The organism is Streptomyces sp. NPDC043867, from assembly GCF_056435845.1.
This window is the reverse complement of the sequence record NZ_JBWKDS010000001.1, coordinates 307,507-331,325: the sequence shown is the minus strand read 5'-3', so window position 1 is coordinate 331,325 and position 23,819 is coordinate 307,507. Positions and strand designations below refer to the sequence as shown.

General features: G+C 71.7%; 25 protein-coding genes and 3 tRNA genes. 24 read left to right on the top strand and 4 right to left on the bottom strand.

Annotation, left to right across the window (positions count from 1 at the left end; all coding sequences use genetic code 11):
* Positions 1 to 12 precede the first annotated feature (12 nt).
* The 13 genes from AC069T_RS01690 (at position 13) to AC069T_RS01630 (ending at position 12,657) form a co-directional block, all read left to right on the top strand.
* Entirely contained in the window at positions 13 to 441 is a 429-nt protein-coding gene (locus AC069T_RS01690) for an NADH-quinone oxidoreductase subunit A (RefSeq protein WP_478780777.1), read from the top strand.
* Positions 432 to 1,034: an NADH-quinone oxidoreductase subunit B gene (locus tag AC069T_RS01685; protein WP_358850934.1), complete on the top strand. Its 603-nt coding sequence runs from the start codon at positions 432 to 434 to the stop codon at positions 1,032 to 1,034. The genes AC069T_RS01690 and AC069T_RS01685 overlap by 10 nt, the downstream gene beginning before the upstream one ends.
* Positions 1,031 to 2,500 (top strand): NADH-quinone oxidoreductase subunit C, encoded by a 1,470-nt coding sequence (locus tag AC069T_RS01680; RefSeq protein WP_478780776.1) that lies wholly within the window; start codon positions 1,031 to 1,033, stop codon positions 2,498 to 2,500. The genes AC069T_RS01685 and AC069T_RS01680 overlap by 4 nt, the downstream gene beginning before the upstream one ends.
* Positions 2,497 to 3,465: a complex I subunit 1/NuoH family protein gene (locus tag AC069T_RS01675; protein WP_478780775.1), complete on the top strand. Its 969-nt coding sequence runs from the start codon at positions 2,497 to 2,499 to the stop codon at positions 3,463 to 3,465. The genes AC069T_RS01680 and AC069T_RS01675 overlap by 4 nt, the downstream gene beginning before the upstream one ends.
* Positions 3,465 to 4,205, top strand: a complete 741-nt coding sequence (locus AC069T_RS01670) for a NuoI/complex I 23 kDa subunit family protein (protein ID WP_478780774.1) — start codon at positions 3,465 to 3,467, stop codon at positions 4,203 to 4,205. Before AC069T_RS01675 ends, AC069T_RS01670 begins: the two co-directional genes overlap by 1 nt.
* A complete protein-coding gene (locus AC069T_RS01665; protein WP_478780773.1) occupies positions 4,202 to 4,906 on the top strand; it encodes an NADH-quinone oxidoreductase subunit J family protein in 705 nt (234 codons plus the stop codon). Before AC069T_RS01670 ends, AC069T_RS01665 begins: the two co-directional genes overlap by 4 nt.
* Complete coding sequence (nuoK, locus tag AC069T_RS01660; RefSeq protein WP_478780772.1) at positions 4,906 to 5,298, top strand: NADH-quinone oxidoreductase subunit NuoK; 393 nt, start codon at positions 4,906 to 4,908, stop codon at positions 5,296 to 5,298. Before AC069T_RS01665 ends, nuoK begins: the two co-directional genes overlap by 1 nt.
* Positions 5,295 to 7,286 carry an NADH-quinone oxidoreductase subunit 5 family protein gene (locus AC069T_RS01655; protein ID WP_478780771.1) on the top strand — a complete coding sequence of 664 codons (1,992 nt, stop codon included), beginning with the start codon at positions 5,295 to 5,297 and terminating at the stop codon, positions 7,284 to 7,286. Before nuoK ends, AC069T_RS01655 begins: the two co-directional genes overlap by 4 nt.
* A 6-nt stretch (positions 7,287 to 7,292) precedes the next feature.
* Positions 7,293 to 8,879: an NADH-quinone oxidoreductase subunit M gene (locus tag AC069T_RS01650; protein ID WP_478780770.1), complete on the top strand. Its 1,587-nt coding sequence runs from the start codon at positions 7,293 to 7,295 to the stop codon at positions 8,877 to 8,879.
* Positions 8,876 to 10,375: an NADH-quinone oxidoreductase subunit N gene (locus AC069T_RS01645; protein WP_478780769.1), complete on the top strand. Its 1,500-nt coding sequence runs from the start codon at positions 8,876 to 8,878 to the stop codon at positions 10,373 to 10,375. Before AC069T_RS01650 ends, AC069T_RS01645 begins: the two co-directional genes overlap by 4 nt.
* 287 nt (positions 10,376 to 10,662) lie before the next feature.
* Positions 10,663 to 11,526 (top strand): zinc metalloprotease HtpX, encoded by an 864-nt coding sequence (gene htpX, locus AC069T_RS01640; RefSeq protein WP_478780768.1) that lies wholly within the window; start codon positions 10,663 to 10,665, stop codon positions 11,524 to 11,526.
* Positions 11,523 to 11,915: a YccF domain-containing protein gene (locus tag AC069T_RS01635; protein WP_478780767.1), complete on the top strand. Its 393-nt coding sequence runs from the start codon at positions 11,523 to 11,525 to the stop codon at positions 11,913 to 11,915. Before htpX ends, AC069T_RS01635 begins: the two co-directional genes overlap by 4 nt.
* A 181-nt stretch (positions 11,916 to 12,096) precedes the next feature.
* Entirely contained in the window at positions 12,097 to 12,657 is a 561-nt protein-coding gene (locus tag AC069T_RS01630; RefSeq protein WP_478780766.1) for an SMI1/KNR4 family protein, read from the top strand.
* 18 nt (positions 12,658 to 12,675) lie between these two features.
* Here the strand turns inward: AC069T_RS01630 and AC069T_RS01625 are convergent, their stop codons facing one another.
* Entirely contained in the window at positions 12,676 to 13,959 is a 1,284-nt protein-coding gene (locus AC069T_RS01625) for an APC family permease (protein WP_478780765.1), read from the bottom strand.
* Between the two features lie 163 nt (positions 13,960 to 14,122).
* Between AC069T_RS01625 and AC069T_RS01620 the strand changes: the two genes are divergently transcribed.
* Positions 14,123 to 14,389 carry a GlsB/YeaQ/YmgE family stress response membrane protein gene (locus AC069T_RS01620; RefSeq protein ID WP_478780764.1) on the top strand — a complete coding sequence of 89 codons (267 nt, stop codon included), beginning with the start codon at positions 14,123 to 14,125 and terminating at the stop codon, positions 14,387 to 14,389.
* 84 nt (positions 14,390 to 14,473) lie between these two features.
* Here AC069T_RS01620 and AC069T_RS01615 read toward each other — a convergent pair whose 3' ends face one another.
* On the bottom strand, positions 14,474 to 14,962 hold the full coding sequence (locus AC069T_RS01615; RefSeq protein ID WP_355789823.1) for a YajQ family cyclic di-GMP-binding protein: 489 nt from the start codon (positions 14,960 to 14,962) through the stop codon (positions 14,474 to 14,476).
* 202 nt (positions 14,963 to 15,164) lie between these two features.
* Between AC069T_RS01615 and AC069T_RS01610 the strand changes: the two genes are divergently transcribed.
* The 3 genes from AC069T_RS01610 to AC069T_RS01600 all read left to right on the top strand — a co-directional run bounded on the left by AC069T_RS01610 (position 15,165) and on the right by AC069T_RS01600 (position 17,439).
* A tRNA-Tyr gene (locus AC069T_RS01610) sits at positions 15,165 to 15,246 on the top strand.
* Positions 15,247 to 15,593: 347 nt separating this feature from the next.
* Entirely contained in the window at positions 15,594 to 15,806 is a 213-nt protein-coding gene (locus AC069T_RS01605; RefSeq protein WP_476753480.1) for a hypothetical protein, read from the top strand.
* A 142-nt stretch (positions 15,807 to 15,948) separates the two neighbouring features.
* Complete coding sequence (locus AC069T_RS01600; RefSeq protein ID WP_478780763.1) at positions 15,949 to 17,439, top strand: alpha/beta hydrolase family protein; 1,491 nt, start codon at positions 15,949 to 15,951, stop codon at positions 17,437 to 17,439.
* A 52-nt stretch (positions 17,440 to 17,491) separates the two neighbouring features.
* On the opposite strand, the gene AC069T_RS01595 is transcribed toward AC069T_RS01600, so the two are convergent.
* Positions 17,492 to 18,148, bottom strand: a complete 657-nt coding sequence (locus AC069T_RS01595; protein ID WP_478780762.1) for an NAD(P)H-binding protein — start codon at positions 18,146 to 18,148, stop codon at positions 17,492 to 17,494.
* Between the two features lie 184 nt (positions 18,149 to 18,332).
* Here AC069T_RS01595 and AC069T_RS01590 point away from each other — a divergent pair, with 184 nt between their 5' ends.
* The gene (locus AC069T_RS01590) at positions 18,333 to 19,331 is read left to right on the top strand and encodes a hypothetical protein (protein ID WP_478780761.1); all 999 of its coding nucleotides are present in this window, start codon (positions 18,333 to 18,335) and stop codon (positions 19,329 to 19,331) included.
* Between the two features lie 291 nt (positions 19,332 to 19,622).
* On the opposite strand, the gene AC069T_RS01585 is transcribed toward AC069T_RS01590, so the two are convergent.
* Positions 19,623 to 20,882 (bottom strand): amidohydrolase family protein, encoded by a 1,260-nt coding sequence (locus AC069T_RS01585; RefSeq protein ID WP_478780760.1) that lies wholly within the window; start codon positions 20,880 to 20,882, stop codon positions 19,623 to 19,625.
* Positions 20,883 to 21,397: 515 nt separating this feature from the next.
* On the opposite strand from AC069T_RS01585, the gene AC069T_RS01580 reads away from it, so the two are divergent.
* From AC069T_RS01580 to AC069T_RS01555, 6 genes are all read left to right on the top strand, one after another.
* Positions 21,398 to 21,470: transfer RNA gene (locus tag AC069T_RS01580), tRNA-Thr, on the top strand.
* Positions 21,471 to 21,516: 46 nt separating this feature from the next.
* Positions 21,517 to 21,589 (top strand) — tRNA-Met (locus AC069T_RS01575).
* An 88-nt stretch (positions 21,590 to 21,677) separates the two neighbouring features.
* Complete coding sequence (gene rpmG / locus AC069T_RS01570; protein ID WP_003948671.1) at positions 21,678 to 21,842, top strand: 50S ribosomal protein L33; 165 nt, start codon at positions 21,678 to 21,680, stop codon at positions 21,840 to 21,842.
* A 129-nt stretch (positions 21,843 to 21,971) separates the two neighbouring features.
* Entirely contained in the window at positions 21,972 to 22,424 is a 453-nt protein-coding gene (locus AC069T_RS01565; RefSeq protein ID WP_478780759.1) for an FAS1-like dehydratase domain-containing protein, read from the top strand.
* A 1-nt stretch (position 22,425) separates the two neighbouring features.
* Positions 22,426 to 22,854, top strand: a complete 429-nt coding sequence (locus AC069T_RS01560) for a MaoC family dehydratase (RefSeq protein WP_478780758.1) — start codon at positions 22,426 to 22,428, stop codon at positions 22,852 to 22,854.
* 343 nt (positions 22,855 to 23,197) lie between these two features.
* Entirely contained in the window at positions 23,198 to 23,767 is a 570-nt protein-coding gene (locus AC069T_RS01555; RefSeq protein WP_478780757.1) for a TetR/AcrR family transcriptional regulator, read from the top strand.
* Positions 23,768 to 23,819 lie beyond the last annotated feature (52 nt).

The window sequence follows — 23,819 nt, the reverse complement described above, 5'->3', positions numbered from 1 at the left end:
CGAGGGGCGGACGTGCCGGAACCGACCGTTGCCGCCGGGACCGGGGGCGTGGAGACCGCGACCGTGGTCGCGTCGGACTATTTCCAGTCCTATTCGGTCGTCGGACTGCTCCTTCTCGTCGGCGTGCTGTTCGTCGCCGTCGCGTTCGGCGCCGGACGACTGCTGCGGCCCATCGTGCCGACCCCCGAAAAACTCCTGACGTACGAGTGCGGCGTCGACCCCGTGGGCGAGGGCTGGGCCCACACCCAGGTCCGCTACTACGTGTATGCCTTCCTGTACGTGATCTTCGCGGTGGACTCGATCTTCCTGTTCCCGTGGGCGACCGTCTTCGCCCGTCCCGGCTTCGGCGCGGCGACGCTCGTGGAGATGTTCCTCTTCCTCGGCTTCCTCGCCGTGGGCCTGCTGTACGCATACAAGAAGGGCGTCCTCACATGGACGTGACCCCGGAGCCGGCCCAGCCGGTACTGCTGCCCGAGCCGAAGAGGCTGGGCGCCCTCGCCCGGCTGGCTCCCGAGCCGATGAAGGTGGTCCTCAACTGGGGCCGCCGCTACAGCCTGTGGGTCTTCAACTTCGGCCTCGCCTGCTGCGCGATCGAGTTCATCGCCGCGTCGATGGCCCGGCATGACTTCATCCGCCTCGGCGTGATCCCCTTCGCGCCCGGCCCCCGCCAGGCCGACCTGATGGTCGTCTCCGGCACGGTCACCGACAAGATGGCCCCGGCCGTCAAACGCCTGTACGAACAGATGCCCGAGCCCAAGTACGTCATCTCCTTCGGCGCCTGCTCCAACTGCGGCGGCCCGTACTGGGACTCTTACTCCGTGACGAAGGGCGTCGACCAGATCATCCCCGTCGACGTGTACGTCCCCGGGTGCCCGCCGCGACCCGAGGCCCTGCTCCAGGGGATCCTGAAGCTCCAGGAGAAGATCGCCCGCGAGTCGCTGAGCGAGCGGTACGGCACGGACCGTCCCTCCACGGCCGCGCTCCAGAGCGGTCCGGTGCGGCCGCCGGCCGCGGGGGAGGGCCGATCCCGATGACCGTCGGCTGGCTCCCCGCCCCCGTCGAGGACCTGTTCGGCCCCGACACCACGGCCGAGGAGTCGTACGCGCTCCTCACCGTCGACGTACCGCCCGCGTCCTGGACCGCCGCCCTCCGGACGGCCCGCGACACGCTGGGGTGCACGTACTTCGACTGGCTCAGCGCCGTCGACGAACCCGGCACGGGCTTCCGCGTCTCGGCCCACGTCGTGGCGCTGTCCCCGGTACGCCGCCTGCTCGTCCGTACGACCGTCCCGCACACCGCGCCGGTCCTGCCGTCCGCGGTCGCCGTCTACGCGGGCGCCGGCTGGCACGAGCGCGAGACCCACGAAATGTTCGGCGTGGACTTCGAGGGCCACCCCGGACTGGACCCGCTCCTGCTCCCCGAGGGCTTCGAGGGCCACCCCCTGCGCAAGGACTTCGTGCTCGCCGCGCGGGTCGCCAAGGCCTGGCCCGGCGCGAAGGAGCCCGGGGAGTCGGACCACGGCGGCCCCAAGCGACGCCAGATGCTGCCGCCCGGCGTCCCCGACCCGAACGAGTGGGGCCCCCTCAAGGGCCAGCTCCCGCCCGCCCCGGCCCGCCCCGCCCGGGGCGCCGCCCGCGCGGCGGGCGACCGGCCGGCCCGCCGCACCCGCACGACGGACGAGGGCTCGGCGAGCCAGTCCGCCGCGGCCCCGACGCCCTCCACCGCCGGGCCTTCGCCCGCGCCACGGAGGGCACGCAGCGCGAGCGCCGGGTCGGCGAGCCAGCAGGCTCCGGCTGGTCCGGCCGCCGGAACGGCCGGTGCCGGGGATTCGGCCGCGGGTGCGGGTGGTCCGGGTCCGGCGGGTGCCGGTGGTGCGGTGGGTGCCGCTGGTCCGGCGGGTGCCGGTGGTCCGGCCGCCGCGGATCCGGCCGCGGACGCGGGGAAGCACCCCGGGGACGCGGGGAAGCTCCCCGGGGAGGGGACGCCGCCGTCACCCCCTGCCGCGCCGAGGCCCGCGAGAGCCCCGCGCAGCGCGGACGCCCCGTGGCACCACGCCCGACCGGCCTTCGGCGACGCGGGTGGCGGTACCGAGGCCGGTACCGAGCCCGGCGCCAGCGCCGGTACCGGCCCCGGCGCCGAGGCTGCGACGCCGGCCGGGGTCCGGCCCCAGGATGAGCCGGACCGTCCGTCCGGCGCCGACAAAGACGCCGACGCCGGCGCCGGGACGGACGCCGAGTCCGAACCGGGTCCGAAGCCGGAACCGGAGCAGAGTCCGAAGTCGGAGTCCGAGCCGGGTCCGAAGCCGGAACCGGAACCGGCGTCGGACACGAGGCCGGAACCGGAGCCGACGCCCGAGTGCGGCCCGAAGGCTGAACCCGGCGCACGTACCGGTGACGAGCCCGACTCCGGCGCACGTACCGAGCCCGACTCCGAACCCGGTTCGGAGTCCCCCCGTCGAGCAACCCCCGCCAAGGACGACCCCGCAGGAGGCACGCAGTGAACGACGCTCTCGACGTCGCCCTGCGACTCCTCGTCGTCTTCGTCGTGTTCCTGACCTTCCCGCTCATCGTGGGTCAGACCGAGCACAAGGTGATGGCCCACATGCAGGGCCGCCTGGGCCCGATGTACGCCGGCGGCTTCCACGGCTGGGCCCAACTGGTCGCCGACGGCGTGAAGTTCGCCCAGAAGGAAGACGTCGTCCCGGCCGGGGCGGACCGCCGCATCTTCCAGCTCGCGCCCGCCGTCGCCCTCCTCCCTTACCTCCTCGTCCTCCTGGCCATCCCGGTCGGCCCGGGAGAAGGAGCCGTCGGCGAGGTCGTCGACGCGGGCATCTTCTTCGTCCTGGCCGTCATGGGCGTGGGCGTCCTCGGTTCACTCATGGCGGGCTGGGCGTCGGCCAACAAGTTCTCCCTGCTCGGCGGTCTGCGCACGGCGGCCCAGCTCCTCGCGTACGAACTGCCCATGCTGCTCGCCGCGGCCTCCGTCGCGATGGCGGCGGGCACCGTCTCGCTCCCCGGCATCGTCGACGCCTTCGAATGGTGGTGGCTGCCCTGGCAGATCGTCGGCGCGGTCGTCTTCTTCGTCGCCGGTCTCGCCGAACTCCAGCGCCCGCCCTTCGACATGCCCGTCGCCGACTCGGAGATCATCTTCGGCGCGTACACCGAGTACACCGGCCTGCGCTTCGCGCTGTTCCTCCTCGCCGAGTACGCCGGGATCGTCGTCCTGTGCGGCCTGACCACCGTCCTCTTCCTGGGCGGCTGGCACGGCCCGTGGGGTGCCGACGGACTCGGCTGGATCTGGACCCTGCTGAAGACCGCGATCCTCGCCTTCGTCGTCATCTGGCTGCGCGTCACCTACCCCCGTCTCCGCGAGGACCAGCTCCAGAAGCTCGCCTGGACCCTCCTCGTCCCGCTCGCCCTCGCCCAGATCGCCCTCACCGGCGTCGTCAAGGTGGTGATCTCCTAGTGGCCCCCATTCCCGGCGCCGGCCTCGCCAAGGGCCTCGCCGTCACCCTCCGCACGATGACGAAGAAGACCGTCACCGAGCAGTACCCGGACGCCCAGCCCGAACTCCCGCCCCGCACCCGCGGCGTCATCGGCCTCTTCGAGGAGAACTGCACGGTCTGCATGCTGTGCGCCCGCGAGTGCCCGGACTGGTGCATCTACATCGACTCCCACAAGGAGACGGTCCCGCCCGCCGCCCCCGGCGGCCGTGAGCGCAGCCGCAACGTCCTCGACCGCTTCGCCATCGACTTCGCCCTGTGCATGTACTGCGGCATCTGCATCGAGGTCTGTCCTTTCGACGCGCTGTTCTGGTCCCCGGAGTTCGAGTACGCCGAGACCGACATCCACGAACTCACCCACGAACGCGACAAACTCCGCGAGTGGATGTGGACGGTCCCGGCCCCGCCCGCCCTCGACCCCGCCGCCGAGGAACCGAAGGAGATCACCGCGGCCCGCAAGACCGCCGACAAACTCGCCGCCGAGCAGGCCGAGCAGGCCGAGCAGGCCGAGCAGGCCGGGCAGGCCGGGCAGGCCGGACCCGCCGGGCAGGCCGGACCCGCCGGGCAGGCTCAGCCGACCGAGCCGACCGAGCCGACCGAGCCGACCGGGCCGACCGGGCCGACCGGGCAGGCCCCGCAGGCCGACCGAGCCGCCCCCGACCGGACGGCCGGACCCACCGACCCCGGGGAGGCCCAGTCGTGAGCCTCGCAGCAGCCACCGCCGCCGCCACAGCACGCGCCACGACCGCCGCCGGCAGCCACGGTTTCCTCTCGCCGACCGGCGTCGAGATCGCGTTCCTCCTCGTCGGCCTCGTCACCTTGGGCGCCGCGATCGTGACCGTCACCACCCGGCAGCTGGTGCACGCCGCCCTCTGGCTGGTGGTCGCGCTCGGCGGCCTCGCCGTCGAATACCTCCTCCTCACGGCCGAGTTCATCGCCTGGGTGCAGGTCCTCATCTACGTCGGGTCGGTCGTCGTCCTGCTCCTGTTCGGTCTGATGCTCACCAGGGCCCCCATCGGCCGCTCACCGGACGCCGACTCCGGCAACCGCTGGGCCGCCCTGGCCGTGGCCGTCGCCGCGGCCGGCGCCCTGGTCTGGGTCGTCGTCGACGCCTTCCGCACCACCTGGATGGACCTGGACGGCGCCGCCGAGGGGTCCACGGAAACGACCGGCGAGAGCCTCTTCCAGAACTGGGTGCTCCCCTTCGAGGCCCTCTCCGTCCTGCTGCTCGCCGCCCTCGTCGGCGCGATCGTGCTCTCCCGCAAGACCGCCGCCGAAGAGGCGCTTTCGGCCCGCCCGAAGCCCGGCGCGCCCCGGCCCTCCGGCACACTCCCCCCGAGCCGCCCGGCCCCCGGCCCGACGACGGCCGGCGAGCAGCCCTTCGGCAAGGAAGGGAACCGCTGATGCACCTCGCCTATCCCGCCGTGCTCTCCGCTCTCCTCTTCTGCACGGGCCTGTACGGAGTCCTCGCGCGCCGCAACGCGATCCTGGTCCTGATGTCCGTCGAGCTGATGCTCAACGCCGTCAACCTGAACCTCGTCGCCTTCGACGTCTGGCTCTCCAAGGCCGCCCGCGACACCCTGCACTCCGGCCAGGCACTGACCCTGTTCGTCATCGCCGTCGCCGCCGCCGAGATCGGCATCGGACTGGCGATCGTCCTCGCCGTGTACCGCAACCGCGGCACCTCCGACATCGACAAGCTCCGCGACACCGCCGAGACCGGCGACGGCCCCGACGGCGACGGCCCCGAAACCGCCGCGCCGACCACGGCCGAGAAGGCTGAGGCCACCGCGTGACCACGACCACCCTCGCCGTCCTCGTCCCCCTCCTCCCGTTCCTGGGTGCCGCGACCGGTCTGCTCCTCGGCCGGACGGCCCCCGGTTTCGTACGCCCCCTCGCCGTGCTCCCGACCCTCGCGGCGCTCGTCGTCGCCGTGCTGGTCGCCGCGCGCCAGGGCGGCGACCGGGCCGTGGAAGCCGTCACCGAACTCACGCCCACCGGCTCGGTCCCCATAGAGCTCGCCCTGGACATCGACGGCTTCGCCGCCCTCGTCGCCGTGCTGGTCGGCCTCGTCGCGTCCTGCGTGCAGATCTACTCGACGGGCTACCTGCGCGACGACCCCCGCTACCCCTCGTACGCCGCCCTCGTCTCCCTCTTCACCTCCGCGATGCTGCTCGTCGTCTACTCCGGCGACCTGATCATGCTGCTGGTCGGCTGGGAGATCATGGGCATCTGCTCGTACTTCCTGGTCGGCCACTACTGGGAGACCCCCGAGGCGCGCGCCGCCTCCCTCAAGGCCTTCCTGGTCACCAAGCTCGGCGACGTCCCCTTCCTGATCGGCCTGTTCGCCCTCGCCACCGACGCCGGGTCCTTCCGCATCACGAAGATCCTCGGCACCGTCGCGAGCGGCGGACTCGACCACCCGACCCTGATCGCCGTGCTGCTCCTCGCGGGCGTGGCGGGCAAGTCGGCGCAGTTCCCGCTGCACACCTGGCTGCCCGACGCGATGGCCGGCCCCACGCCCGTCTCCGCACTCATCCACGCCGCGACCATGGTCGCCGCCGGTGTCTACTTCGTCGCCCGGCTCCTCCCGGTCTTCGAGGCCTCCACGGCCGCGATGGTCGTCCTCGCCGTGATGGCCGCGGTCACCATGACCGGCTCGGCACTCGCCGCCCTCGCCCAGGACGACATCAAGCGCGTCCTCGCGTACTCGACGATCGGCCAGCTCGGTTACCTGACCGGCGCCCTCGCCGTCGCCGACCGCGGGGCCGCCGTCTTCCACCTCCTGTCGCACGGCGCTTTCAAGGCGCTGCTGTTCCTCGCCGCCGGCGTGATCATCCACGCCTCCGGCACCAACTCGCTGGCCGCCATGTCCCGCATGAAGGACCTGCGCGTCCGCATCCCCGACGCCTACTGGACGATGACCGTGGCGCTGCTCGCGCTCGCCGCGATCCCGCCCTTCAGCGGCTTCTTCTCCAAGGAAGCCGTCCTCGGGGCGGCCGAGCACGCCGCCACCGGACACACCGAGCACGCCCCCGGCGCCGCGGGCTGGATCGTCCTCGTCGCCGGCCTGGTCACCGCCGTACTCACCGCCGCGTACGCGACCCGCCTGTGGCTGCTCGCCTTCAACGGCCGGGGAACCGAGGCCCCCGACCACGGCGGGCAGCCGCTGACCATGACCGTGGTGCTGTGGGTGCTCGCCGTCCCGTCGCTCGCCTTCGGACTGGCGTACGGCCCGCTGCCCGACTGGTTCGACGGCCGCGACCTGACGCCGGTCCTCACCACCTCCGTCCTGGCCACCGGACTCGCCCTCGTCGGCGGTCTCGTCACCTACGGCGCCTGGCGGCACACCACCGCCATGGCCGCCCCCGTACCCCTGGGCGCGGTCGCGGCCCACCCCGAAGGCGACGCCGGACTGGTCGAGGCCGAGGCCATCGCCAGCCACACGCCCGCCTACGGAGACATCGCCTCCGCCCCGGACCCGGCGGACCCGGGCCGTCTCCTGCTCGGCCCGCTGCACCGCCACGCGGCCGCCGGCTTCCACCTCGACGCCGTGTACGCGATGCTGTTCGTCCGCCCCGTCCAGGCCGGAGCCACCCTCGTCCGCTTCCTCGACCGCGAGGTCGTCGACACCTACGTACGCGGTGCGGGCGCCCTTCCCCGCTGGCTCGGCGAGGCCGCACGGCGCGCCCAGACCGGCAATGTGCAGACCTATGTGAGCGCGCTGCTCGCCGGCACCGTCGTCCTGACGGTCGCCGTCCTCCTCGTCGCCACGGGAGCGTGAGCAGGCGTGATCGATATCAGCGAATCCGTGATGCAGATCCTTCTCGCATTGATCGTCGTGGGCCCGCTCATCGGGGCCGCCACGGCTCTCCTGCCGGCCCCGCCCGGGCTGAAGGGGAAGTCGCCCGAACAGGCCGTGCTGCGGCACGGCGTGCTGGTCACCGGTGTGGTCCTCATCGCCGCGATCGTCCTGGCAATGGGCTTCGACCACGACACCCCTGCCAAGGCCCAGCGGATGCAGGCCACGACGGACATCAGCTGGATCCCCGCACTCGACGTGCGCATCCACCTCGGCATCGACGGCATCTCCCTCCCCCTTCTGGTCCTGACCGCGCTGCTGACCTTCCTCTGCGCGCTGTACAGCTACTTCAAGATGCCCGCGGGCCCCACCCCGAAGGCGTTCGTCGCACTCGTCCTCGTCCTCGAGTCCGGCACCCTCGCGACCTTCGCCGTCCTCGATCTGCTGCTGTTCTTCCTCGCGTTCGAGATGGTGCTCATCCCGATGTACTTCCTCATCGCCCGGTGGGGCGGTGCCGGACGGCAGGCCGCCGCCTGGAAGTTCATCCTCTACACGCTGCTCGGTTCCGTCGTCATGCTGCTCGGCCTGCTCCTGATCGGGATCAAGGCGGGCACATTCGACATGGTGGCACTCGCCACTGACAACGGCCGCGAACTGACCACATCCGTGCAGGTCATCGCGGTTCTGGCGGTCGGGATCGGACTCGCCGTCAAGACGCCGATGTGGCCGCTGCACAGCTGGCTGCCCGACGCCCACACCGCCGCGCCCACCGTCGGCTCGGTCCTGCTGGCGGGCGTACTGCTCAAGATGGGCACGTACGGATTCGTCCGGATCCTGCTCCCCGTCGCGCCCGACGGCATGCACACCTTCGCGCCCTACCTCGCCGCCCTCGCGGTGGCCGGCATCATCTACGGATCGCTGGCCTGCCTCGCCCTCGCCAAGCAGGGCGCCAAGGGCGACCTCAAGCGCCTCATCGCGTACTCCTCCGTCGGCCACATGGGCTTCGTCCTGCTCGGCATCGCGACGATGACCCCCACCGGCGTGAACGGCGCGCTGTTCGCCAACGTCGCCCACGGCCTCATCACCGGCCTCCTGTTCTTCCTGGTCGGCGGCCTCAAGGACCGCACGGGCACCACCGACCTCGACACCCTCGCCCAGGAGACCGGCGCCGCCCTCTACGGCAAGGCGCCCCGCCTCGGCGGCCTGCTCGCCTTCGGCGCCGTCGCCTCGCTCGGACTGCCCGGCCTCGCCGGGTTCTGGGGCGAGATGCTGGCGCTCTTCGGCGCGTTCAACCCCGCCGAAGGCCTCAGCCGCCCCGCCTTCCTCACCTTCATGGCGGTCGCCGCCTTCGGCACACTGCTCACCGCCGCGTACATGCTCATCGTGGTCCGCCGTGTCTGCATGGGAGCCGCGCCCCAGCAGGACGCCCCGCGGCTCGCCGACGTCCAGAACTACGAGTTCGCGGCCTGGGCACCGCTCGTCGCCCTCACCGTCATCGCCGGACTCTGGCCGAGGACCCTCCTCGGCCTGACCGACCCGGCCGTGCAGCAACTGCTCGCAGGAGGCACCCGATGAGCTCCCTGGTCCAGTCCGTCGACTGGCTCGCGATCGCGCCGCCCACCCTCGCCGCGGCCGTCGGACTCGTCGTGCTCGTCGCCGACCTCTTCGTCGGCGACGCCAGGAAGCCGCTGCTCGGCTGGCTCTCGGTGGCCGGCCTCGCCGCGTCCGCGCTGCTCCTGCTGCCGCTCCTGGACGGGGACCGCGCCACCTTCTGCCTGACCGGCGACGCCGACGTGTGCAGCTACACCGCGGACCGGTTCACCCTCGTCATCCAGCTCCTGGTCCTCGGCGGAGCGCTCCTCGCCGCCCTGCTCTCGGTGACCGCCCTGAAGGACGCCGACAAGGAACTCCCCGAGGGGGAGTACTGGTTCCTGCTGCTCTCCTCGGCCGCCGGCGCCGCCCTGCTGCCCGCCTCACGGGACCTCGCGACCCTCATCGTCGCCCTGGAAGTCGCCTCCCTGCCCGCCTTCGCCCTGGTCGGCATCAAACGCGGCGACCGCAAGTCCTCCGAGGCGGCCCTGAAGTTCTTCCTGTCCTCGGTCACCGCGACCGCCGTCAGCCTCCTGGGCGTCAGCTTCGTCTACGCCACGACCGGCACCCTGTACCTGACAAAGATCGCGGACAGGATCCAGCACGTCGACGGGCAGTTCGCCACCCTCGCCCAGACCGGCGTCGTCCTCACCCTCATCGGCTTCGCCTTCAAGACGGCCGCGGTGCCCTTCCACTTCTGGGTGCCCGACACCTACGTGGGCGCACCTCTGCCCATCGCCGCCTACCTGTCGGTCGTCGGCAAGGCGGTCGGCTTCTCCGGCCTGATCCTCGTCACCGTCGTCGCCTTCCCGTCGTACGCGCACATCTGGGGCCCCGCACTCGCGGCACTGGCCGCCCTGACCATGACCATCGGCAACGTCGGCGCCCTGCGCCAGCGCACCACGCGCGCGTACAGCGCGGTCCGGCTGCTCGCCTGGTCCTCCGTCGGGCAGGCCGGCTACCTCCTGGTGCCGATCGCGGCGGCCGCCTACTCCAAGGACGCCGAGAAGGCCATCGGCTCCACCGTCGCGTACGCCCTGATGTACGCCGCCGTGAACCTGGGCGCCTTCGCCGTGGCCGCTCTCGTCGCCCGTACGAGCCCCCTGAACCGCGTCAGCGACTACCGAGGGCTGTACGCCGCCAGCCCCCTCTCGGCGCTGCTCCTCGGGTTCTTCCTGCTGTGCCTCGCGGGACTGCCGCCGGGCATCATCGGCCTCTTCGCCAAGGTCACCGTCTTCTCGGCGGTCGTCGACGCCGGGCTCGGCTGGCTGGCCGTGGTCATGGCCGTCAACGTGGTGATCGCGCTCTTCTACTACCTCCAGTGGACGACGCTGCTCTTCCGCGCCCCCGAGGGCGAAACCGCCGAGCACCGGGTACCGGCCCCGCTCACCGCGGCCATCGCCCTCACGGCCGTCCTCGGGATCGCCCTCTCCGGAGCACCCCAAGTGGTCCTGCGCTTCTCGGACACCGGCCTCTTCTGACCGACCGCCCACCGGGGACCGCCTCTTCATCCCGCCACGCGCGCGTGGACCCGCCTCCATGCCCGCGTCCACACCCATGTCCGGCCGACGCCCCCTGAACACCCCCACGCGCGCTTGCGCCACCGCGCCCCGTCACCCGGTCGGCCCACGCCCGCCGTCCCGGGCACAAGGGAACTAGTGCCTCCCGCCTGGCGTTGACCAGTACGGGAGGGTCCACTGAGCAGTGGACGCACGCAGCAGCATCAGCAAGCAAGGGTTCCCCTGCCGCACCACTTGGAGGGCGTACCGTGCACCGCCGGCACAACGGGCTCAGGACCGCCGTCCTCCTCGGGGGACTGTCCGCACTCATCATCGTCATCGGCAGCTTCTTCGGGCGGGTGGGCCTGGTCGTCGCTCTCGTGATCGCCGTCGGCACCAACGCGTACGCGTACTGGAACAGCGACAAACTGGCGCTACGCGCGATGCGTGCCCGCCCGGTCAGCGAATTCGAGGCCCCGGCCCTGTACCGCATGGTCCGCGAACTCTCCACCCAGGCCCGTCAGCCCATGCCCCGTCTGTACATCTCGCCCACCGAGGCGCCGAACGCGTTCGCGACCGGCCGCAACCCACGCAACGCCGCCGTGTGCTGCACCGACGGCATCCTGCGGATCCTCGACGAGCGCGAACTGCGCGGCGTCATCGGCCACGAACTCAGTCACGTGTACAACCGCGACATCCTGATCTCGTCCGTCGCCGGCGCCCTCGCCTCCGTGATCATGTTCCTGGTGAACTTCGCCTGGCTGATCCCGGTCGGCCGCTCGAGCGACGACGACGGCCCCGGACTCCTCGGCATGCTGCTGATCATGCTCCTCGGCCCGCTCGCAGCGTCCCTCATCCAGCTCGCCGTCAGCCGCTCCCGGGAGTACGAGGCGGACGCCTCCGGCTCCCGGCTCACCGGGGACCCGCTCGCCCTAGCGAGTGCCCTGCGCAAGCTCGACGCCGGCACCAAGCAGCTGCCGCTGCCCCCGGAGCCGCGCATCGAGACCGCCAGCCACATGATGATCGCGAATCCGTTCCGTCCGGGCCAGGGACTCTCCAAGATGTTCTCCACGCACCCGCCGATGGCGGAGCGCATCGCCCGGCTCGAGAAGATGGCAGGTCACCACCAGTGAAAACACTCCTGAACGTCATCTGGCTCGTCCTGAGCGGCTTCTGGCTGTTCCTCGGGTACCTGCTCGCGGGCGCGCTGCTCTGCCTCACCGTCATCGGCATCCCCTTCGGCATCGCCGCGTTCCGGATCGGCGTGTACGCCCTGTGGCCGTTCGGCTATACGACGGTGGAGCGCCGCGACGCGGGCGCCCCGTCCTGCGTGGGCAACGTGCTGTGGCTGGTCCTCGCGGGCTGGTGGCTCGCCCTCGCCCACATCGTGACCGGCATCGCCCTGTGCGTCACGATCATCGGCATCCCGTTCGGCATCGCCAGCTTCAAGCTCCTGCCGGTGTCGCTGCTGCCGCTGGGACGCGAGATCGTCCGCTCGGACCAGCCGTTCGCGACGCGCTGACGCCCGGTGCGGGGGTACGACCGTCGTACTGCCGCACCTCGCGCGTCGCACCTCGCGCCAGGGAAGGTGAGCCTGGCCCGAGTCGTCCCGCAACTGCCTTTGTCCACAGCCCCGAACGTGCCTCGCCCGCGGTTGTCCACAGGCCCGCCCGGCTGTCAGTGGCGCGTTGCATCATGAGCCCATGACCGAAATCGAGCAGCTGCTGGCACGGGTTGCCCAGCAGGCCCGCGACACCCGCCCCTGGGGCTGGCCCTCGCTCCCCGAGCCCGTGGCCCCGTCCGCGATCGCCCGTGCGGAGTCCGCCCTGGGCTTCCCGCTGCCTGCGCTGCTCGCCGCGCTCTACCTGCGGATAGGCGACGGCGGATTCGGCCCGGAGTACGGCCTGTTGCCGCTGCTGGACAGTTCGCCGTCCGGCGAGCCCGCGGTCGTCCCGCAGTACGTCGCCAACCGAGCCGAGGGCGTCGAGGACCCCGACTGGCCCTGGCCCGAGGGTGTCCTGCCGATATCCCACTGGGGCTGCGGAATGTACGCCTGCGTGGACTGCCAGGACCCGGACGGCACGGTCCTGTTCTTCGAGCCGAACGCCGACCGTGCCGAAGACGCCTGGTACGTGGACTCGGCAAGCCTCGAGGACTGGCTGCGCGCCTGGCTGGACGGCACCGGCTGGTACGAAGAGGCGAGCGAAGGCGCGGACATGGCCCCGTGGCCCGGCTTCCGCATACGCACGGCTCCGGCTCCCTGACCGGTCCGCGCCCACGGACTATCGCGAGGCCGTCCACCGCCGCACTCCGTAGGCCGCCGCCCCCGCCAGCAGCACGGCCGTTCCCACGGCGACCGAGACACCCGGCAGCGCGAACGCCAGCGTCGCGCACCCGACGAGCCCCACCGCCGGCAGGACCCGCCGGGAGAGAGCCGAACCGAGCGTCCAGGCGGACGCGTTGGCGATCGCGTAGTACGCCAGCACCCCGAAGGAGGAGAAACCGATGGCACCCCGCACGTCCACCGTCGCGGCCAGCGCCGCGACGACCGTACCCACGGCCAGCTCCGCCCGGTGCGGTACCTGGAAGCGCGGGTGGACGACGGCCAGGGCACCCGGGAGGTGCCGGTCACGCGCCATGGCCAGCGCCGTGCGCGAGACGCCCAGTATCAGCGCGAGGAGCGACCCGAGCGCGGCCACCGCGGCACCCACCCGCACCACCGGCACGAGCCCCGGCACCGCCGCCGCCCGTACGGCATCGGCCAGCGGAGCGGAGGCCGAGCCCAACCCGTCCGTACCGAGCACGGTCAGCACCGACACGGCCACGGCCACGTACACCACCAGCGCGATACCGAGCGCGAGCGGGACGGCGCGCGGGATCGTGCGCGCCGGATCCCGTACCTCCTCGCCGAGGGTCGCGATCCGCGCGTACCCGGCGAACGCGAAGAACAGCAGACCGGCCGCCTGAAGCACCCCGTCCACCCCGCCGGAGACCCCGACGTCCAGCCGCCCCGTGTCGGAGGCACCGGAGCCGAGACAGACGACCACCACGGAAGCGAGGACCGCGAGGACCACCGTCACGATCACCCGGGTCAGCCGGGCCGACTTCTGCACCCCGCCGTAGTTCACCGCGGTCAGCGCGACCACGGCACCGACCGCCACCGCGTGCGCCTGCCCCGGCCATACGTACGCGCCCACGGTGAGCGCCATCGCCGCACAGGAGGCCGTCTTCCCGACCACGAACGACCAGCCCGCGAGATACCCCCAGAAGTCCCCGAGCCGCTCGCGTCCGTACACGTACGTACCGCCCGAGGCGGGGTACAGGGCAGCCAGCCGAGCGGAGGACATCGCGTTGCAGTAGGCGACGACGGCGGCCACCGCCAGCCCGATCAGCAGCCCGGAGCCGGCCACCCGGGCGGCGGGGGCGAGCGCGGCGAAGATTCCGGCACCCACCATCGAGCCCAGACCGATGACGACCGCGTCCCCGACACCGAGCGTCCGTCGCAGCCCGGCACCGGCACCGGCACCAACACCGGCACCCGGACCGTCGGCCCCCTGTCGTGTCATGACCCGCACCCTACTGATCAGTGCAACCGGCCGACGCCGTGCAGGCGTCCTCCCCGGCAACGGAACATCAACATGAGCGTGACCGGCGGCTCGACCGCGGGAACCCAGCCTGGCCGAGGCGAGAACACAGTCCAGGCACAGCGTGGAGAGGCAGGTTCAGGGCATGGGCATCATCAGCTGGATCATTCTGGGGCTGCTGGCCGGAGCCATCGCCAAGTTCCTGATGCCGGGACGCGACCCGGGCGGTTTCGTCGGGACGACCCTCATCGGCGTCGCGGGCGCCTTCACCGGCGGCTGGATATCCGCCCGCTGGCTGGACCACCCGATCACCAAGGACTTCTACGACGGCGCCACCTGGGCCGCCGCGATCGGCGGCTCGTTCGTCCTGCTGGTGGTCTACCGGATCCTGTTCGGGGACTCGCGGCGCTGAGCGCGCACCCCTGACTTCGCGGCCGGCGGCACGAAGGGCGGGCACCCGAGGCGCCCACCCTTGCTCGTACCCGCGCCGAACGCTCTACCGGTAGTTCACGAACTGCAGCGCGAAGTCGAAGTCCTTGCCCTTGAGCAGCGCCTGCACGGCCTGCAGGTCGTCCCGGCTCTTGGAGCTGACGCGGAGCTCGTCGCCCTGCACCTGAGCCTTCACGCCCTTCGGGCCCTCGTCACGAATGATCTTCGCGACCTTCTTCGCGTTCTCCTGGGAGATGCCCTCCTCGATGGACGCGAAGATCTTGTACTCCTTGCCGGAGAGCTGGGGCTCACCGGCGTCCAGCGACTTCAGCGAGATCCCGCGCTTGATCAGCTTGGTCTCGAACACATCGAGGATGGCCTTGACCCGCTCCTCGGAGTTCGCCTCCATGAGGATCTTCTCGCCGGACCAGGAGATGGAGGCGCCCACGTTCTTGAAATCGTAGCGCTGCGAGATCTCCTTGGCGGCCTGGTTGAGGGCGTTGTCGACCTCCTGCCGCTCGACCTTCGAGACGATGTCGAAACTGGAGTCGGCCATGTCCTGTGGCTCCTTGTATCGGGGTGCGTGAGGGCGGCAGCAGAACCGGCATCAGCCCCGCGCCGCATCCGCATAAGCCTAGCCACCCGCTCCCCGCGGAGTACTGATCAATCGGGTGGCGAAGCACCCCCGGGCATCGGGTATCGTTTACGTCGTTGCCACGGAGCACCGCCGAAAAGCGGTCCTCACGGCAGCAAACCCCGGCGGTGTGCCCGAGCGGCCAAAGGGAGCAGACTGTAAATCTGCCGGCTCAGCCTTCCCAGGTTCGAATCCTGGCGCCGCCACACGGGAACCAAGGGCCCGTGACCTGCCTCAACAGCAGGTCACGGGCCCTTGGTCATGCGCGGGAGCGACCGGCGTGCCGCCCCCGCACCGGGGCATGGTGCGCCCCCGGCGTCGCGCGGCAGCCCGTCAGCGTCAGACGGCGGGGTCCAGGAGCCCTCGGGCCCGGGCCAGACCGTAGGCGGCCAGGGTGTACGCGTCGGAAATCCGTCCGCCGGCGAGCATGCTCTCGAACTCCTTCAGGGGCAGAGCCCGGTGTGACCGGGAATTCCCGTGGGACGCCCGGACCCGCCGCTGCCCGGCCGGTCCTGCGGCCCGGTTCCGCCGGCCGCCGGGCACACTGGACCGCATGTCGTCCCGCCGCAGGAAGTGTCCCGAGTGCCGTCGTGAGATCGCCGTCGTCGCGGGTCGGTTCGCGCGGCACGACCCGGCCGGAGCCCGGGGGAGCGGTGAGCTCGTGTCGTGCCCCGGGTCACGCAGACCGGCAGAACTCGGCGCGGCCCAGCCCACCCTCGACGGGTACGTCGTGCCCGGGTTCCCCGGTCAACTGCCCCTCTTCTGACCCGTCCGTCGAGGCGGCGGGCCCGGTGCCGGGGATCTTCCGACCCGTCCGTCGAAGCGGTGAACCCTGGATGCGACTCCGGTCGTACTGGCGGCATGCCCCGGATGCGACTCCGGTTGCACACGATCGCGACCCTGGAGCGATGCGGCAGCGCGTACCCCGCGCCGAGGATGACCGGGTGACCGAGATCATCACGGGACTGCACGTGTCCCCCCTGGAACTCCTTGCCTTGGCGGGTGCCGTCGCGCTGGTGCTGGCGCGCTGGCTTCCCCCCGCCGCCCGCCCACCCGTCACGATCGCGGCGGGAGCGGTCTTCGTACTGTCCGCGATCGTGCTGAGCGCGGTGGGGATCCGCTGGCAGATGCTGCCGGTACTGGCAGGCGCTGCCCTCGCGTTGCCGTTCGCCGTGTCTCCGCTGCTGCGACGACGTACGGGCCGGCCGACGAGGCGGGCCCGCTGGTGGCTGGCGTTGCCGGGATCGCTGGCCTGCGTAGGCCTGATCAGCGTGGGCCCGGCGGCCGCCTGGGCCTTTCCCGTACCCGTGTTCCCCGAGCCGTCGGGCCACTTCGCGGTCGGCACGCGCGTGATGCAGTGGACCGACCCGCACCGCCCCGAGACCGCCACTGCCGAACGCGGAGACCGGCGCACGGTCGTGGTCCAGCTCTGGTACCCCGCGCAGCGGAGTCCCGCGGGCGCGCAACGGGCCCAGTACCTCGGGCGCACGGAGGACGAGGCCCGCACCGTATCCGACGCACTCGCGCGCTACATCGGCCTGCCCGGCTTCCTGGTCGACGGCGTCCCGCGCGCCCACACCCATGCGGTCTTCGACGCCCCCGTGAGCGGCGGGGGCGGACGGTTCCCGGTCGTGCTGTTCTCCGCCGGCCTCGGGGGAGTGCGCACCCAGAACACGGCCTGGGCGGAGGAACTGGCCAGCCACGGCTATGTGGTCGCCGCCCTCGACCACCCGTACGATTCCGCCGCCGTCGTCCTCACCGACGGCCGGACGATCACCACCAGGATCGCCTCCGCCGGCGACCCTGACGAAGACGAGAAACGGTCCGCCGAGACGTCGGGGATACGGGCCGCCGACCTCAGCTTCGTCCTCACCCAGCTGGGCCGTCTTGACCGAGGTGAGATCGCGGGTTCTCTGACCGGACGCCTGGACACCGGCCGGGTCGCGGCGACCGGCCACTCCATGGGGGGCGGTGCCGCCCTGCAGGCCGCCCGCCAGGACCGCCGGTTCGACGCCGTCATCGATCTGGACGGCTACCCCCACGACCCCGCCCCGAGCTCCTTCGACCAGCCGGTGCTCGCGCTGACCCAGGCCATCACCGAGGAGACCGACCCGCGTTACCTGCCTCGCCTCGGCAAGGTCCTCAAGCTCAGCACCGCGACGAGCTACCGGCTCACCATCCCCGGCGCCGCACACATCACCTTCATGGACGGCCCTCTCTACCTGCCCCCGGTGCCCTCACTGGTCGGGTCCCTGGGCCGCACCGAGAGCCCGCGTGTCGTCGCCGCTGCCTCTCTCGCCTTCCTGGACTCCACGCTGCGTCACCAATCGGGCGACGTGACCGGCGCTCTGTCTGCCTACGGCGACCTGAGTGTCCACCGCCCGGGCGGCGGCCACTGACCGGCTGCCCCGCCACACCAGGCCGGGGGCACAGCTCCCGCGGCCCGGACTCCTAGTTCCCCGCCACCGACTTCACCGCCACCGAGACCGGTGCCGATCCGCTGATCAGCTCCAGGGTGAGGCCGGCCGTCGCCGGGGTGTCCACCAGCTCCGCCAGCACCGCCGCGACATCCTCACGGGGGACCGAACCGCGCCCCGTGGAGGCCTCCAGACGGACGAGGCCCGTCCCCGCGTCGTCCGTCAGGGCGCCGGGACGCAGGATCGTCCAGTCCAGGGCCTCCCGGCCGCGTACGTACTCGTCGGCCTCGCCCTTGGCGCGCAGGTACGCGTCGAAGATTTCGTGGCCCTGGTGCGCGGCATCCGCGCCCATGGAGGAGACGACGACGTACCGCCGTACACCCGCCAGCTCCGCCGCGTCCGCGAACAGGACCGCCGCGGCCCGGTCCACGGTGTCCTTGCGGGCGACGGTGCTGCCCGGACCGGCGCCCGCCGCGAAGACGGCCGCGTCCGCGCCCCGCAGGTGCCCGGCGACCTCCTCGACCGAGGCCGTCTCCAGATCGCACAGGATCGGCTCGGCACCGGCCTCCCGCAGATCGTCGCCCTGCTCCGCGCGGCGGATGATGCCCGCCGCCTCGTCGCCGCGCGCGGCGAGCAGGCGCTCCAGCCGCAGCGCGATCTGACCATGACCTCCAGCAATGACAATGCGCATGATTCCGACCGTACGCCCGGCCGGGCGGGTTCGCCGCACAACCCTGTGGACGACTTGTGAGTCATAGCGGTGATCACTGCGAATCAGAGGTCGCTGTTCACGCCGTACGACGCCCCGGGGGCCGTGCGGCGGCGTGCGGCCTCGTTAGGAGACCCCCATCACCGCCCTACGCAAGACCGTCACCGTGGCCGGCTGTGCCGCTGTCCTGTTCGCCACGGCGGCCGCCTGTGGCACGGTCGAGAATCTCACCGCCGGACAGAAGGTCGACCACGCCGTCGACCGGCTCGGCGAACAGAAGTCGCTCGCCTTCGGCTTGAGCCTGGACGCGACCCCTGAGGCGCTGGCCTCGCTGGCGGGCGACACCGAACCGGGCGAGGAGATGCCCGAGGAGTTCACCGACTTGATCGCCGGGCTGCACGTCGACGTCTCGGTCAAGTCCCGCAAGAAGCTCGCGGATTCAGGAGAGAAGGATCTCCTCGGTACGAGCGTCAGAGTCGCGGGTTCCAAGGGCGTCCTCGTCGAGTGCAGGGTCGTCGGCGACTTCATGTACTACCGCGCCGACATGAAGGCCCTCGGCGACGCAATGGGCTTCCCCTTCCCCACGGCCGACGAACTCCCGGAAGAGGAGAAGGGGTTCAAGAAGATCCTGGAAGGCGAGTGGGCCAAGGTCGACACTCGCGAGCTCGAGAAGTCGGACAAGGGCGCGAAGGGGTCCGGCGACGAGGTCGACGCAAAGACCCAGCAGAAGGTCATGAAGGCCGTCCGCGGAGTCATCACGGACGAAGTGACCTTCCGCGACAAGGGCGGCAGCGACGGTGCCGAACACGTCGTCGCCAAGGCCGGCTTCCGCGACCTGCTCACCGAACTCTTCGACAGGCTCCGGCCGCTGCAGGGGGACCTCCCGCCGGGTGCCGAACTCCCCACGGCCAAGGACCTCAAGGGCGCCCCGGACAAGAAGGTCGCCGTCGACTTCAAGCTGAAGGACGGTGACCTCGAGCAGGTCAAGGTCGACCTGGCCGTCCTCGCCGACAAGCCGAACGGCACGAAGCTGCCCCTGGTCCTGAAGTTCGGCGAGGCGGGCGACGTGAGTGCCCCGAAGGGCGCCACGGAGCTCCCCGCGGACGAACTCCACGGCCCCGGCAGCCCCTTCGCCGGCGGCATGCTGGGCGGCGGCATGCTCTGACCCGCCCGCCGGCCGGCCTTGAACGCCGATCCGGCGCACCGGCAGGGGCGGCGGGGACCGCTGCGACGGCCCTCCCCGTCCCCGCCGGGGGACCGCTGCGACGGCCCTCCCCGCCCGGCCGGGAGACCGCAGCCCTCCCTGCCCCGCCGGGGGTCCGCTGCGACGGCCCTCCCCGTCCCCGCCGAGGACACCGCTGCGACGGCCCTCCCTGCCCGGCCGGGAGACCGCGGCCCTCCCTGCCCCGCCGGGGGTCCGCTGCGACGGCCCTCCCCGTCCCCGCCGAGGACACCGCTACGACGGCCCTCCCCGCCCCTGCCGGGGCAGATCCAGCGCCGCCGTCACGGCCGAACCGCAGTACTCCCGCACCGCACTCGTCCGCGCCACCACGCGCCCGCCGTGTACGACGATCCGGCTGTACGCCAGCGACAGCGCCCCGGCGAGCCGGTCGCCGCGCACCGCGAGCAGCTCCGCGGGGAAACCGGCCTCCATGCGCACCTCGGGCAGGCCGAGGGCGGCCCTGGCGGCGGAACTGACCGTGTCGTAGGCGTCCTCGGGACGCAGCCCGTAGCGCGAGGCGAGCAGGTACGCCGCCTCCAGCGGGTCCCCCCGGCCCACCGGGTTCGAGACGTCGCGCAGGGCGCCGCTGCCCGCCGCGACCCGCACACCGGCCGACCGCAGCAGCCGTACCGGAGCCGTGCCATGCCGGTCGACACCGCCACAGCCGCCCTGCGGGACGCACACCACCGTCACCCCGGCCGCCGCGAGCTGGTCCGCCGCGCGCGCCGCCACCTCGCCGGGCAGCCGCCCGAGGCCGCCGCACGGGCCGAGGGTCACTCCGGGGCGCAGGCCGCCCGCCATCGCCGCCAGCCGGGCCAGCCGGGCCGGATCGGCGCCGTCCGTGTGCAGGTCGACCGGACAGCCGTGCTCGGAGGCGATCTCCAGCACCGCCTCCACGTACCCCGTCGGGTCCGGGTCCGTGTCCGGGCAGCCGCCCACCGCCGAAGCGCCCATCTTCACCGCGTCCCGCAGCATCGCGAGACCGTCGGCCCCGGCCACCCCGGTCAGCAGCCGGGGCATCGCGACCGTGGACAGCTCGGTGAGACCGCGCAGCGTCCGGCGTGCCCGGAGCACCGCCGTCAGCGCGCCGAGCCCCTGCACGGCACCGACGTGCACGTGCGAGCGCAGCGCCGTCGCGCCGTGCCCGAGTTGGAGCAGCGCCGCCTCGGTGGCCCGGCGCTGGACCTGCTCGGAGTCGGACGAGACCGGTCCGTCCTCGTCGGCCGTGAACGCCGTGTCGCCGTGCGCGTGCGCCTCGGCGGGGGCCGGCAGGAGCAGGTAGCCGTCGAGGTCCACACGCGTGCCCTGGGCGGGACTTCCGCCCGGAGCGAGGCTTCCCGCGGTGCCGACGGCCTCGATGCGTCCGCCGACGAGTCGCACGTCCACGGTCCTGCCGTCGGTGAGCCGAGCTCCGCACAGCAGCAGGGCGGCAGCGTCGGCATGTCCCGAGGAGGACGAGGACGAGGGGGGCGGCTGCGGCTGGCTGTCGTGCATCGCGCTCCTGGGGGCTCGGGGACGTCTGCGCGGCAGGGACGCAAGGTCACGCAGAGTGAGTCGAGCCTAGGGTCGCGACCCGCCGGTATCCGGGAGGAGCGCAATAGTCGTACCGGTGTGGTCCTCGTGTTGACCGGATACGACGAATGGGCCGAGGGGGAGGCTTCGACCGGGCCGAACGAGGACACGATCCGACTCCCGGACCAACGTGCCTCCAGAGCCCCGCGTGGGCTCCCGCGCCTCAGGAGTCACTGCCGTCTCCCCACGAGCATCGCCGGGTGACGACTGCGCGCCCTTCGCGGCGACGACCGTGCGGTACCCGAGCCGATCGGCCCTTCTCAGAGGCCGCTCGTGGGGGCCGCGGAACCCCCGGAGTACGGCCGCGACTCACCCCGCCGAGCGCCCGGAGTACGGCCGCCAGACGCCCTGAGTGACGGGTGGGAGACACCCCGGGGCAGGTGCCGCGAAACGGATTTGGGCGATCGGCGACCGACCGTGTAATGTCTTCATCGCTCGCCCCAATAGCTCAGTCGGCAGAGCGTCTCCATGGTAAGGAGAAGGTCTACGGTTCGATTCCGTATTGGGGCTCTGGTGTGTGAGGTTCCCGTCGCAAGGCGGGGCCCGATCGCATCTCAGCGGTGTAGCTCAGTCGGTAGAGCAAGCGGCTCATAATCGCTGTGTCACCGGTTCAAGTCCGGTCACCGCTACTGACAGTAGCCGATTGTTGGGTCGGTCCTTCGATCGGCTACTCTTCTATGCGTTAATCGTCCCATCCGTTCGTCAAGGAGCACTCCTGTGGCTGCCACCGACGTCCGCCCGAAGATCACGCTGGCCTGCGTGGAGTGCAAGGAGCGGAACTACATCACCAAGAAGAACCGGCGTAACAACCCGGACCGACTGGAGATGAAGAAGCACTGCCCGCGTTGCAACGCGCACACCGCGCACCGCGAAACGCGATAGTTTCAGGCTCGTACACGAGGCCGTCCCCAGCAACGGGGGCGGCCTCGCGTCGTTCACCCGCCGAGCGTCCCACCCGTGGGCCTCGGCTGAGACTCGTTGTTCCGGCTGAAACCAGGAGGTGCCGAGTCCATGGCGCTCGACCAGTCCTTCGTGGGGCGGTCCTACCCGCCCACCGACCCCTATGAGGTCGGCCGGGAGAAGATCCGCGAGTTCGCGGAGGCCGTGGGGGACGCCAACCCCGCGTACACGGACCCCGACGCCGCCAAGGCGCTCGGGTACGCCGATGTGATCGCCCCGCCGACCTTCGTCTTCGCGATCACCTTCAAGGCCGCGGGGCAGGTCGTCCAGGACCCCCAACTGGGCCTCGACTGGAACCGCGTGGTGCACGGCGACCAGAAGTTCGCCTACACCCGGCCGGTGCGCGCGGGCGACCGGCTCACGGTCACCTCGACCATCGAGTCGATCAAGTCCCTCGCGGGCAACGACGTCGTGGACATCCGCGGCGAGGTCCACGACGAGACGGGCGAGCACGTGGTGACGGCTCGCACGAAGCTCGTCGCGCGTGCGGCGGAGGAGGGCTGACATGACGGCGAAGATCTCTTACGCGGACGTCGAGGTCGGCACCGTGCTGCCGGCCCAGGTCTTCCCCGTGACGCGTGCCACGCTCGTGCGGTACGCGGGCGCCTCCGGGGACTTCAACCCGATCCACTGGAACGAGAAGTTCGCGGTCGAGGTCGGTCTCCCCGACGTCATCGCGCACGGCATGTTCACGATGGCCGAGGCCGTCCGCGTCGTCACCGACTGGGCGGGCGACCCGGGCGCGGTCGTCGAGTACGGCGTCCGCTTCACCAGGCCGGTCGTCGTCCCGAACGACGATCACGGCGCGACCATCGAGGTCAGCGCCAAGGTCGCGGCCAAGCTCGACGACAACACCGTCCGCGTCGACCTCACGGCGATGAGCGCCGGACAGAAGGTGCTCGGGATGTCACGGGCGGTCGTACGACTGGCGTGAGCGCCGGCGGATCCTGGCGAAAGCGCCGGACGCAGGCGAGGGCCCCGGTGTGAGCGCCGGACGTCAGCCCGCGCGCCGGACCGAGTGCCGCCCGGCCCCCGCGCGCCGGACCCAGTGCCGACCCTGGCGCCGGACGCTGGGGCTCCCGCGCCGGCCTGACGTCGGCCGCTCGAGCACCGGGCCCGCCGTGAGTCCACGCGATGTAAGGGGCGTCCTCCATGGGGGGGCGCCCCTTACGGGTGTCTGGCCCCCTGCCTGCATTAACGCTCGTCGGTCGGCGGGCGTTCCGGAGAGGGCGCCGGCCCTCTTGACGAAGTTAGTGATTGAGTACTAACTTTCTCGCATGGTCAGGATGAGCGCGGAGGAGAGGCGCGAGAGCGTCATCCGCGCGGCGACGAGCGAGTTCGCCCGCGGTGGTTACTACGGCACGTCGACGGAGGCGATCGCCAAGCGCGTCGGCGTCTCGCAGCCGTATCTTTTCCGGCTCTTCCCCAGCAAAAAGGCGATCTTCCTCGCGGCCGCCGAGCGGTGCGTGGAGGACACGATCCGCACCTTCGAGGAGGCCTCCGCGGGACTCGACGGCGAAGAGGCCCGGCTGGCCATGGGGAACGCGTACAGCAGGGTCATCGCCGAGCAGCCGGAGCGGCTGATGATGCAGATGCAGATGTATCTGGCGGTGGCCGCGGCCGAACAGGCCGGCGAGCGCGAGTTCGGGGAGAGGGTGCGGGCCGGCTGGATGCGGCTGTGGGATACCGTCCATCTCTCGCTCGGCGCCGACGTCGACGACACGACGGCCTTCATGGCGTACGGGATGCTCATCAACTGCTTGAACGCCATGGGCTTCCCGCCGGAGCACCGGGTCTGGGAAGGGATCTACCCGTCGGCGCGGGTCAACGGCCGGCTGGAGAAGTAGACGAACGGGTCGCTCTGGGCGCTCCTTTCTGCACAGAAAAGTTAGTCATCAA